The sequence below is a fragment of the Roseixanthobacter psychrophilus genome (assembly GCF_043195195.1).
GTDB lineage: Bacteria > Pseudomonadota > Alphaproteobacteria > Rhizobiales > Xanthobacteraceae > NCEH01.
In genome coordinates, this window is record NZ_JBAFWT010000075.1 from 1 (window position 1) to 11,813 (window position 11,813).

8 protein-coding genes and 2 pseudogenes are annotated in these 11,813 nt (G+C 63.8%); 6 read left to right on the forward strand and 4 right to left on the reverse strand.

The genetic code is table 11. The features are described 5' to 3' along the window. Nucleotides 1-78, reverse strand: a pseudogene (locus V5F77_RS27435) (VIT1/CCC1 transporter family protein); the annotation flags it as partial. Nucleotides 79-286: 208 nt separating this feature from the next. Here V5F77_RS27435 and V5F77_RS27440 point away from each other — a divergent pair. Beyond that, nucleotides 287-1,513, forward strand: coding sequence for an MFS transporter (locus tag V5F77_RS27440; protein WP_429008250.1), 1,227 nt, complete (start codon nt 287-289; stop codon nt 1,511-1,513). A gap of 20 nt (nt 1,514-1,533) precedes the next feature. Here the strand turns inward: V5F77_RS27440 and V5F77_RS27445 are convergent, their stop codons facing one another. Beyond that, the gene (locus V5F77_RS27445; RefSeq protein WP_429008255.1) at nt 1,534-4,170 is read right to left on the reverse strand and encodes a cation-translocating P-type ATPase; all 2,637 of its coding nucleotides are present in this window, start codon (nt 4,168-4,170) and stop codon (nt 1,534-1,536) included. A gap of 327 nt (nt 4,171-4,497) precedes the next feature. Here V5F77_RS27445 and V5F77_RS27450 point away from each other — a divergent pair, with 327 nt between their 5' ends. Beyond that, nucleotides 4,498-5,070 (forward strand): transposase, encoded by a 573-nt coding sequence (locus V5F77_RS27450; RefSeq protein WP_429008256.1) that lies wholly within the window; start codon nt 4,498-4,500, stop codon nt 5,068-5,070. On the opposite strand, the pseudogene V5F77_RS27455 reads toward V5F77_RS27450, so the two are convergent. Continuing rightward, nucleotides 4,984-5,274 (reverse strand): annotated as a pseudogene (locus V5F77_RS27455) (hypothetical protein); the annotation flags it as partial. The gene V5F77_RS27450 and the pseudogene V5F77_RS27455 sit on opposite strands and share 87 nt — an antisense overlap. 109 nt (nt 5,275-5,383) lie before the next feature. Between V5F77_RS27455 and V5F77_RS27460 the strand changes: the two are divergent. The 4 genes from V5F77_RS27460 (at nt 5,384) to V5F77_RS27475 (ending at nt 11,583) form a co-directional block, all read left to right on the forward strand. After that, entirely contained in the window at nt 5,384-5,992 is a 609-nt protein-coding gene (locus V5F77_RS27460; RefSeq protein WP_429008251.1) for a TetR/AcrR family transcriptional regulator, read from the forward strand. After that, complete coding sequence (locus V5F77_RS27465) at nt 5,989-7,779, forward strand: PHA/PHB synthase family protein (protein ID WP_429008252.1); 1,791 nt, start codon at nt 5,989-5,991, stop codon at nt 7,777-7,779. Before V5F77_RS27460 ends, V5F77_RS27465 begins: the two co-directional genes overlap by 4 nt. Before the next feature lie 176 nt (nt 7,780-7,955). Continuing rightward, a complete protein-coding gene (gene phaZ / locus V5F77_RS27470; RefSeq protein WP_429008253.1) occupies nt 7,956-9,116 on the forward strand; it encodes a polyhydroxyalkanoate depolymerase in 1,161 nt (386 codons plus the stop codon). Between the two features lie 145 nt (nt 9,117-9,261). Beyond that, the gene (locus V5F77_RS27475; protein WP_429008254.1) at nt 9,262-11,583 is read left to right on the forward strand and encodes an FAD-dependent oxidoreductase; all 2,322 of its coding nucleotides are present in this window, start codon (nt 9,262-9,264) and stop codon (nt 11,581-11,583) included. Nucleotides 11,584-11,659: 76 nt separating this feature from the next. On the opposite strand, the gene V5F77_RS27480 is transcribed toward V5F77_RS27475, so the two are convergent. Then, on the reverse strand, nt 11,660-11,803 hold the full coding sequence (locus V5F77_RS27480; protein ID WP_429008257.1) for a hypothetical protein: 144 nt from the start codon (nt 11,801-11,803) through the stop codon (nt 11,660-11,662). Nucleotides 11,804-11,813: the final 10 nt, after the last annotated feature.

The following is an 11,813-nucleotide window of genomic DNA, read 5'->3' on the forward strand; positions in this document are numbered from 1 at the left end:
GTCATTGGCGCCGAGCACGGCGGCGCGCAGCCATCCAATTCGCCCGACAAGGTGCCTCTCTTTATGCAGACGACTCATGCTCAACCTTGCTCCATTGGTTCCAGGGGTTTCAGTGGTTTCATCCGCAGCGCTTCCCTCGTTCAAGCGTTGCTGAAATCTCAATTCTACCAGACGGAGGTGTCTGGGAGCTTACAGAAGCTCGATATCCCGTTGGGGGAATACTCCGCGAAACATGGTATCGATAAGACTCGCGCCGCGAGACGCCCCGTTCCGGAGTCCCTGGGAAATGGCAATAGACACACCGCCTGCCACGTCTAGATCGAGCACCAAGCTCCCGTCTGGCATCTGGGCGCTCGGCTTCGTCAGCATGTTCATGGACATCTCATCGGAGATGATCCATGCGCTGCTGCCGGTCTATCTCGTGACCGTGCTCGGCGCGTCGACGCTGACGGTCGGCTTCATCGAAGGCATCGCCGAAGCGACCGCCAACATCACCAAGATATTCTCCGGCGCGCTGTCCGACTGGCTCGGCAAGCGCAAGTTGCTGACCGCCCTAGGATATGGCCTCGCCGCCTTCACCAAGCCGATCTTCCCGCTGGCCGACTCGGTCGGCTGGGTCGTGGGGGCGCGATTCATCGATCGTATCGGCAAGGGCGTCCGCGATGCCCCTCGGGATGCGCTCATCGCCGATCTGGCGCCGGCGGAGGTGCGGGGGGCGAGCTTCGGCCTGCGTCAGGCGCTCGATACGGTCGGCGCCTTTGCCGGGCCGCTCGCCGCGATCGTCCTGATGTCGCTCAGCTCCGACAATTTCCGCTTCGTGTTCTGGATCGCGGTCGTCCCGGCCTTCATCTCGCTCGCGGTGATGATATTCGCCGTCCGCGAACCGGTCCGGCACGAAGCCGACGCCAAGCCGAGGCTCCGTCTCGTGGATGCGAAACGCCTGTCCGGCCAGTTCTGGGCCGTGGTCGGCGTCGCCACCATCCTTACCCTTGCCCGGTTCTCCGAGGCATTCCTTATCCTGCGTTCCCAGAATGTCGGTCTGCCGATCGCGCTGGTGCCCACCGTCATGGTGGTGATGAACATCGTCTACGCACTTGGCGCCTATCCGGCCGGCGTGCTCTCCGACCGGATCGGAAGAGGTGGATTGCTCGCGGTCGGTATCGTCTGCCTGATCGTCGCCGACCTCATACTCGCGCTCGGTTCGACCATTTCACTCGTCATGATCGGTGTCGTGTTCTGGGGACTGCACATGGCGCTCACGCAAGGGCTTTTCGCGAGCCTCGTGGCCGACACCGCCCCGGAGGATCTTCGCGGGACGGCGTTCGGCGTGTTCAACTTCGCCGGAGGCATCGCCATGCTGATCGCCAGCGTCATCGCCGGCGGCTTGTGGGACGCCTACGGTCCGGCCGCGACCTTTCTGGCCGGCGCGGGGTTCACCGTGGTTGCCTTGATCGCTTTCGGCCTGTCGCAACGCTGGGCCAGCAGCACCTCCCCTGACCCGAGCAAGGATTGACGTGCCCCTCGCCCCGAAACTCAAGCCGTCAGCCACCCGCGCCAGGATCGCTTCAGGATCTCCAGGACGACAACCAGACCTATGGCGGTGCCGAACGCGACGGCGAGATCATCGGCATGCAGCGGCCCGAAGCGAAAAAGATCGCGCGCCGGCGCCCATGCCAGGGCAGTGCCCAGCAGGACGCCGGCCACGGCGCTCACCCACCACAGCGCGCGATTGTCCCACCGGAGCGCCCCGCGCACCGAGCTGTCGAAGGAGCGGTTGACCAGCACCAGTCCCAGATTGGCCAGCACGAGCGACACGAAGGTGAGCGCACGCACATCCCCCGCCGGCATGCCGCGCCGCAGCGCCAGCAGATAGAGTGCGGCAACGGCTGCGAAGGCGAGAACGCCCTGCAGCAGGCTCCAGAGCACGAGCCCCGACGAGAACAGACGGCTCGTCGCCGCGCGCGGCGGCCGGCTCATGATGTCCGTCTCCTCCTTTTCCGCCTCGAAGACCAACGAGCAAACGGGATCGATGATCATCTCGAGAAAGGCGATGTGGATCGGCGAGAAGATGATGGGCAGGCCGGTCAGCAGTGGCAGCAGCGCCAGGCCGGCGATCGGCACATGCACGGCGAGGATATAGCCCATCGCCTTGCGCAGATTGTCGTAGATGCGCCGGCCGAGACGGACGGTCTTGACGATCGAGCCGAAATCATCGTCGAGCAGGACGAGCGCGGCGGCTTCCCGCGCCACATCGGTGCCGCGGCCGCCCATGGCGATGCCGATATCGGCGGCCTTGAGCGAGGGGGCATCGTTGACCCCGTCGCCCGTCATTGCGACGACGGCCCCCGTCGCCTTGAGCGCGCGGACAATCCGCAGCTTCTGCGCCGGCATGGTACGGGCGAATACAGAGACCGAGGCCACCCGCCGGTTCAGTTCCGCATCGCTCACCGCCTCAAGGTCATCGCCGGTGACGACGGTGTCGGCGGCGAAACCAGCCTTATTGGCGATCGCCAGAGCCGTCGCGGGATAGTCTCCCGTGATCATGATGACGCGGATACCAGCCGAGCGGCATTCTTTCACGGCCTCCAGCACTGATGGCCGCAGCGGGTCGGCAAGCCCGACAAGGCCCAGACAAGTGAACGCGAACCCTTTCGGCGATGCGGGCCACTTCGTGCCGCGAAAGCGCGCCTCCGCCACCGCGAGGACCCGCATGCCCTCGGCGGCCATCCGGTCGACGTCGCGGGCGAGCGCGCCGAGCGCTTCCTGATCGAGCCGGCAAAGCGCGGCAATCGCCTCCGGCGCACCCTTTGCGGCGACCTTGCAATCGTCCGTCCCGGAAACCTTCCAGACCTGTGTCACCGCGAGCAGATCCGGGCGTAGACCATAGCGGTGCACGAGTTCTTGTTTGTCCTCCGCGTCGCCTTCGCTGCTGCCCGCCTGTGCGGCCAAGGCATGAAACGCCCTCTCCATCGGATCGAACGGATCGGGAGCGCTTGCGAGCTGGCCCCAGTCGACGAGGCGCCGGAACCTGTCCGGCAACATCGACTCCCGTCCGGGCTCGAGACGGAGCATCTCATCGCCGGCAACGAGACAGATGATCGACATGCGGTTCTCAGTCAGCGTACCGGTCTTGTCGGTGCACAGGACCGTTGCCGCTCCAAGGGTCTCTATGGCCGCGGCGCGGCGGGTGAGCACGCGCGCCCGCGATATCCGCCACGCGCCCATGACAGTGAACACGGTCAGGACGAGGGGAAACTCCTCGGGCAGCATCGACATACCGAGCGCGATGCCTGCGAGAAGCGCCTCGAGCCAGGACCCGCGCCACAGACCGTAGAGGAGGACGGTCAAGGCACAGGCCGCGAGACCGAAGATGGCAAAGACACGCACCAGCCGGCGGGTTTCCTGAGTCAGGCGGGGTGGCGCGCTGTCGATCGCCTCCAGCGCCTGACCGATCTGGCCGATCTCGCTGCGCGGCCCCGTGGCCTGGACCCGCGCCAGTCCCTGGCCGCGCACCACAAGGGTGCCAGAGAAGACGAAAGGCAAATCGTCACCGCCTGGCCGCGCGGCACGGACGTCATCGCCGGCCACGACTTTGCGGACTGGCGCCGATTCACCAGTCAGGAGCGACTCGTCGGCCTGCACGTCGGTCGCTGCCATGAGGCGCGCGTCCGCAGGCACCCGGTCGCCTTCGCCGAGGACGATGATATCGCCGCGAACCACTTCGCGGCCTGGGATCCGCTGTCGCTCGCCGTCGCGAATAACGAGCGCACGCGGGCTGGTGAGATCCCGCAGCGCCTCGAGCACGCGCTCGCTACGGCTCTCCTGCACGATGGCGATGATGACCGAAATCGACGCGAAGACGAGAAGCATCAACGCCTCGACGCGGTCGCCGAGCAGGAGGTAGATGATACCAGAGCCGATGAGCAGACCGAACATTGGCTCGCGCACGATTTCGAAGGCGATGCGCGGCAGCGATCGATGTCCAGCGCGCGGCAGCTCATTGTAGCCTTCTGCCGCGAGACGGGATCGCGCTTCGCCGCTTGTCAGTCCTTCCAAATCATCCCGCACGATGACGGCCTCCTTGATGTATCGGGATGGCGCCGCCGGTCGAGAGGAGCTGCGTTCGGGGTGCTGACTTGAAACGATTGATGCCCGGTAAATCGATCTCATTCCGACACTAGCCTGTAGAAGATCGCCCGCATTGCGTCGAGAGTCAGGATGGCCGTAGGCAACAGCAAAGCACCGGCGAGCTTGTTCATCCGAAGCGGCCCGAAAGGCGATGCCTCCGAATCTCGGAGACAAGCACGCGGCGGAGCGCTGTCGGGTGGCCTGGGCGAGCGCAATTCGACCACAAGCAGCGGCAAGGTACCGTTCTGTGTCAGAGGCAAGAAGGGGTACTCCAAATGTGGCTGTCAAAGCTCACGAGGGGAGCCCTCCATGTCACAGCGGGCTGCGACGATTGAGAGTCTACCAATGGCCTTCGAGATGGTGAAGGCGATGCAGGCTGACAGGTTAGAGTGGGCGGAAGGTTATCGCCCGCTCGGCCGGCAGGCCTTTGAAGAGATCATCGAGCAACAGATGGCCACCGCAGTCGAGGTCTATCTGGAGCAGCTCGAAGGCGACGACGTTGCGCACCGCCGCAACCGTTACTACCGCCGGCATCTGCTGACCGAGCTTGGGGACATCGAACTCAACGTGCCACGGACCCGGCGCTACAGCCCCGGTCGAGGTGCTGCGCACGTACGCCCAGCCCACGGCCGAGATCGACCGGGTGATCCTCGCCGGCTTTGTGCTCGGCTTGTCCACCCGCAAGGCGGGCGAGGCACTGCCTACCCTGCTCGGGCGGCCGGTGAGCGCCGCAACGGTGAGCCAAGCCAGATATTATTTGCCCGGTGCACCCGCTGCGATGCTGGTGCGGATGCCGTCGAATATCTTCGTTCCGTCCTCCAGCAGATGCGACACCGACTGCTGCGCAAACGCGACATTCAGCTTAAACGCTTCAGCGGGATCGGTGCACTGGGAGACCTGTCTCAGGTAAGTTGCCTGATCCTGCAGCCTGTCTGCGGCTAGGCCCAGAACCTTCCCCCATCCGTCGGCGTAAATCTTTGCCGGCGCGTCGCTCCAGAGTTTTACCCAGTCTGTATTGCCCAGAGACGCGAATAGGGGATTGGATGGACGCGAATAGGGGATTGGATGCGGCCGTTTGGCTTTTCGGCGGTGTCGTTTCGGTCGCCATGACGAGGTAATCCTTTCAAGAAAAGTGGTTGACACCATTATTCTATTATCAAGCCGCCGGTCGTCATTGATTTATCGCAACGCGCGTTGACCAAAAATATGATATCGTGGTGTACTTTAAAAACGCAACCGAAATCTGGAGTTCCTCATGGCCCGATCCACCGCCCGTGCCGCAGCAGCCACGCGCGAGCAGATCCTCGAGGCGGCGATCCTGCGGTTCGCGCGGCAGTCCTATGAAGACACGTCCCTCAGGGCCATCGCGGCCGATGTCGGTGTCGATGTCGCCCATGTGCACCGCTCCTTCGGCTCGAAGGAACTGCTCTTCGCCGAGGCTGTCCGGGCAACGAGACGCCCGGAACGTTTCCTTGGGACCTCGCCGGGTCTTCTTGCCACCAAACTCTCAACCGAACTCCTCTCGCATAAGGCACTACGCCACGACGACGAGGTCGGAGCGTTCGATATCGTCATGCGCTCGCTGAGCAGCCGTGAAGCCTCCAGGATCCTGCACGACAGCGCCCTGGCCGATTTCATCGAGCCGATTTCAAAGATGACCTATCCGTCCTCCGCGCGGCGCGCCGCGATGATCGCCGCCGTGCTCCTGGGGATCGGTGTCCTCAGGGAGGTCCTCACGGTCGAGCCGCTGCTCGATACCGAGGACGGTGAGGTCCAGCAGCTCACCGTCCAACTGCTCAAGGTTCTGATCGGCGCCCGTCCCTATGATGTGGCCGCGCGCGCGGCCGAGGGAGACGATCGATGACAGCAGCAGCCTCCACCACAAAGCCTTTGACGGCGGTCGCCGCGAGCGGCGAAGAGAGCGTCGGCAGCGAGGGGTTTCGCGCTATCGACCGCATGAGCGACGTGGTCGTCGCCCAGGTCACGGCCGGCTTTTCCCCGGCCTCCCTCGCGCTCGCCTTTTTCGACTGGTCAATTCATCTGGCGGCGGCCCCGGGCAAGCGCGCTGAGCTCGTCAACAAGGCGGAGCGCAAGACAAGCCGCCTTCTGGGCTACCTCGCCGCGGCCAGCACCCATTCCGATACGCCGCCGTGCATCGAGCCGCTGCCAGGGGATTATCGGTTTGCGGCGGAGGGCTGGAAGAAGCAGCCCTACGCCGCCTTCGCCCAGGCGTTCCTGCTCAATCAGCAATGGTGGCATAACGTGACCCACGAGGTGCCCGGCGTCACACCGCACCACGAGCACGTCGTCTCCTTCGTCACCCGCCAGCTGCTCGACATGTTCTCACCCTCGAACCATCCGCTCACCAATCCTGAGGTTGTCGCCAAGGCGTTCGAAACCGGTGGTGCGAATTTCATCCAGGGCTGGTGCAACTTCGTCGAGGACGCCACCCGCACGGCCACCAACCAGCCGCCGGTTGGAACCGACGGCTTCATTCCCGGCAAGGATGTTGCCGTCACGCCCGGCAAGGTCGTCTACCGCAACCACCTGATCGAGTTGATCCAGTACGCCCCGACGACCGACAAAGTCCGGGCGGAGCCGGTCCTGATCGTCCCGGCCTGGATCATGAAGTACTACATCCTCGATCTCTCGCCGGAGAATTCGCTGGTCCGCTACTTGGTGGAGAATGGCCACACCGTCTTCTGCGTCTCCTGGCGCAATCCGGACGCCGCCGACCGCGACCTCACCATGGACGACTACAGGCGCATGGGCGTCATGGCCGCCCTCGACGCCGTCAACGCCATCGTTCCCGATCGAAAGGTCCACGCCACCGGTTACTGCCTCGGCGGGACGTTGCTGACGATCGCCGCCACCGCCATGGGACGGGCGGGCGACGACCGGCTCGCCTCGGTGACTCTGCTCGCCGCCCAGATCGATTTCACCGAGCCCGGTGAACTCGCGCTGTTCATCGACCACAGCCAGATGCATTTCCTCAACAGCATGATGTGGAACAGGGGCTATCTGTCCCCCGACCAGATGGCCGGGGCCTTCCAGCTCCTGCGCACCAACGACCTCATCTGGTCCCGTCACGTGCGCGAGTATCTGATGGGCGAGCGCGCGCCCATGACCGATCTCATGGCGTGGAACGCGGATTCCACCCGCATGCCCTATCGGATGCATTCCGAATATCTGCGCCGCCTCTATCTCGACAATGAGCTGGTAGCCGGCCGCTTCATGGTCGATGGCCGTCCCGCTGTTCCCCAGAACATCCGCGCGCCCATGTTCGTCGTGGGCACCGAGCACGACCATGTCGCGCCGTGGCGGTCCGTCTATAAGGTCCACCAGCTCACCGACACCGACGTCACCTTCGTCCTGACGAGCGGCGGTCACAATGCCGGCATCGTCAGCGAGCCCGGCCATCCCCGGCGCCGCTTCCGTGTCGCCACGAAGCGCGTCGCCGACTTCGATCTCGGTCCAGAGGAATGGCTGCTCGCGGCGGAGCGGAAGGGCGGCTCCTGGTGGATTGAATGGACGCAGTGGCTCGGCGCCCACTCCTCTCCGGAAACCGTGCCGCCCCCCAGCATGGGCGCTCCGGACAAAGGCTATCCGCCGATCGAGGACGCGCCGGGCACCTACGTTTTGCAGCGATGAGGGTGTGATGACCTGGGATTTCCTCACCAATCACGCTTTCAATGCGCTGCAGCCCCGGAGGCACAGCCTCTCTGGTGCTGATCGCCGCACGCAACGACGTCGACTTGTTCGCCGCAGCCTCGGGGGACGTGAAGCTGGTGCATCACGTATTCAGGCAACTGTGAACGGATGTGAGATTGATCTTTACGGGGCAGCTTCCAGTGCCGCATAAAAAGCACTCTGCGGAAGAGAAACAAGCCTCACGCTCGGGTCGCCATCGAGCGCACATCAGTGGTCTCACAACACAAAACGACTTACCGCTCGGTCCAAGGATTGGTATCGAACATATAGTGATCGACGGGAGGTTGGTGAGCGTTCGAGAACTAAGCGTAGTCGAAAAATCATTTGGCCGCCTTCTGCATTTCGAGGCGGATCTGACCGGACGAAGGCCTCCGATACTCGTCGTCGCGCCTCTCTCGGGCATGAGGGCGGAAATCCTCTACGACATGATCCTTGGAATGCTGCCCCGCCACGACGTCTATTGTCTTGCCTGGAAAGACGCCGCTGACGTTTCCGCCCGAGACGGTCCGTTCGGCCTCGAAGACAACATCACCTATGTCGTCGAGATGATCCGGTATCTCGGCGGCGCGACCCATGTGATCGGACTTTGCCAGTCCGCCCTGCCGGCGCTGGCGGCGGCGGCGATCCTCGCGGAGGACCCGGTGCGGCCCGCGACGCTGACGCTGCTGGGCGGCAAGCTCGACACGCGCATCAGCCCGACCCGCATCGATCTTCTGACACGCGGTCTGCCTCTGGCATGGTTCAAGAATTATGTCATCGCCACTGTCCCCGCCTCCCGGCGAGGGCATGGCCGACGCGTCTATACGGGAAGCACTGAGTTGATGATGCTTTCGACCTATCTCTTCCGTCATTGCGCAAGTGGTGGCGAGCTTCTCGCCAAGTTTCTTCACGACGACGGCAGCGATGCCTTGCGCCATCCGTTCTTCAGGCTTTTCTTCTCGATTGACGATGTGCCGGCGGAATTCTTCCTGGATACGGTTGCTCAGGTGTTCCACCGGGCCGCCCTGGCAGAAGGTCGGTTGGCGTGGCGAGGCACGAAGATCGCTCCTGAACGCATCACGAAGACCGCGCTGCTGACCATCGAAGGCGGGATGGACGACATTTCGGGACCGGGTCAAACGCAGATCGCCCATGATCTCTGTGCGGGGATTCCCGCCGAACGGCGTGGTCATTTGCTCTGCACGCACGCGGGCCATGTCGGGCTGTTCTTCGGCTCCCGCTGGCGACAGGAGGTTCTTCCGCATATCAGCCGCTTCATTCGGGAGAATGGAAATTGAGCCCTTCGGCCGCACGTATCCTGCGCGGGATTCCGGTCCCGCCGCCCGGGGAGAAATATGCCTTCCGGCCCGGGAGGGCCGCTCCCGGCGCTTATCTCGCTCAGGCTCGGCCCAGCCGTATATTGCGTAAAGGACCCACGTCATAATGCCCGGGTTCGAGCCCGGCCAAGGGGTGGCGACGGATGCGGCTCCGTCCGGCAGCAACGCGCACTCCCCGCCGCGACATATCGATTTCCTGCTGGTCGGAGGCGGCGTCGCCAGCGCCGTCGCGGCCGAGACGCTGCGAGCGGAAGGAGCGGCCGGTTCGATTCTGATCCTGTCGCAGGAAGATGTGCCGCCCTACCACCGGCCGCCCCTGTCCAAGCGGATGCTGCTCGACGCCGATATCGGGCAGCAGATCTTCGTTCACCCCGAAAGCTTCTATCGCCAGAAGGCGATCGATCTGGAACTCAGTGTCCGGGTGGCATCCGTCGATCCGGAAAGCCACACGATAACGACCGCAACGGGCGAACGGATTCACTATGGCCGGCTCCTGATCGCCACCGGCGCGACACCGAAGCCTCTTCCCGTTCCCGGCGCGGACCTCGCCGGAATCCATACGCTGCGGCAGAAAGGCGACGCCGAGACGGTTCGTCGGGCGGCCGCCCAGGCCAGGCGTGCCGTGGTGCTCGGCGGTAGCTTTCTGGGGATGGAAATCGCCATGTCGCTGGTCGAGCGCGGCCTTGAGGTGACCATCATCGAGTTCGGTGCGCGACTTCTTCCTCATCTCGAATCCGCCGATCTCTCCGCCCACTTCCAACGCTATGCCGAAAGTCGTGGAGTCTCGGTGCTGCTGAACGAGACGGCCGTTGCCTTCCATGGCCAGGACCGTGTTCAGGAACTCGAAACAACATCCGGGCGGCGGATACCCTGCGAGCTTGTGGTCATCAGCATCGGCGTCGTGCCGGCCACCGAATTCCTCCGTGACAGCGGTATCGCTCTCGATGACGGACGCGTCGTTGTGGATGCGCTGCTGAGGACGAGCGCGCCGGATGTCTTCGCGGCCGGCGATGTCACCACGTTCTATGACCCGGTTTTCGCGCGGCGCCGCCACATCGAACATTGGGACAACGCGGTGAAGCAGGGCCGCCTCGCCGCCAGGAACATGATGGGGCGCCGGCTGCCCTATGACGAGGTCTCCTACTTCTTCTGCCAGATCGGCGAGATTGCTTTCAACATGCTCGGCTGGCCGGCGGAGGCGGAAGAACGGATCGGTCGCGGCGCGATCGAGGACCGATCCTTCGCGCTGTTCTATCTCAGGGGCGACGTGCCGCGTGCGCTGTTCTCGATAGACAGGCCTGTCGACGAAACCCGGCTCGCCGAAAGCTGGATCCGCTATCGGATGAACCTGGGCGCGATCAAGGACCGGCTGAATGACCCGGCCTTTCCCCTCGACCGAGTTCCCGCGCAGACGACGCTGGTTCTTCAGGGCGGGGGTGCGCGCGGCGCCTTCGAGTGCGGCGTCGTCAAGGCCCTCGAGGAGGAGCAGATTTTCCCGGACATCGTCGCCGGCGTTTCGATCGGCGCGTTCAACGGCGCGATCATCGCCAGCAACCCGCGTCATGCGACGCCGGCGCTTGAAGCATTCTGGGCCGAATTGGCCGTCGCGACCGTGGCGCTGCCATTCGCCTGCGGTGAGCGAGCGGCGGCAGCGTTACAGGTCCTGACATTCGGGGTGCCGCGGTTTTTCCGACCCCGCTGGATGCAGCCGTTCAGCTCGCTCACCGAATTCCCGATAAACTGGACGAGCTATTACGACACCGCGCCGGTGAAGGAGCTTCTTGCGAGATACGTGGATTTCGCGGCTCTCAAGACAAGCCCGGTGCGGCTGCTTCTCAGCGCTGTCAATGTCACCACGGCGGAGCTTGAAGTCTTTGACAGCTACGTCGACGATCTCACTCCCGAGCATGTCCTGGCGAGCGGCAGCCTGCCGCCGGGGTTCCCCTGGACGGTCGTCGACGGCAAGGCCTACTGGGACGGCGGCATCGTCAGCAACTCGCCGATCGATCTTGTCATCGATCGCTGCGGTTCGGACGGCAAGCGCGTTTTCATCGTCGACCTGTTCTCGGGCACAAGTCCGCTTCCGACCAACATGATGGAGGTGCTGCTCCGACGCGACGAGATCGTCTATTCTGAACGGATCAGAAGTGACCTACGCCATCGCGAAACGATCGGCGCCTACCGCAAGCTCATCGATCACCTTCTCACCCATCTCGCGCCGGCGGAGATCGCGAGGATCAAACATTTACCAGCGTATATTCAGCTCATGGGCGACGGAGCTGCGACGACCATCACGCGGTTCGTGCGGCAAGGACAAGACCGGGAACCTGCTTCTCTCGACTATGATTTCTCGTACAAGTCCATTCAGGCGCATCAAGCGGAAGGTTACGCGGCAGCCAGGAAGGTCATTCGCGGTGGCTCACCTTGAGGGAACTCGGACTTGAATACGTCGGGCTTCAACGGCTGATGCAGGGCCTCGACCAAAGCCTTTTCTCGCGCTTCCATCAGAGAGTATACCTTGCGGGGCGGGCCTCCCGTCGCCTTTCGATCAGCCCCTCGCGCCAAAGGCGATCGAGCGCCGGATAGATGGCCCCGAAGCTTGCCTCGGTGAAGTAGCTGAGCGGCCCTTCCGCAGCGCGTTTGCGGATCTCGTAACCA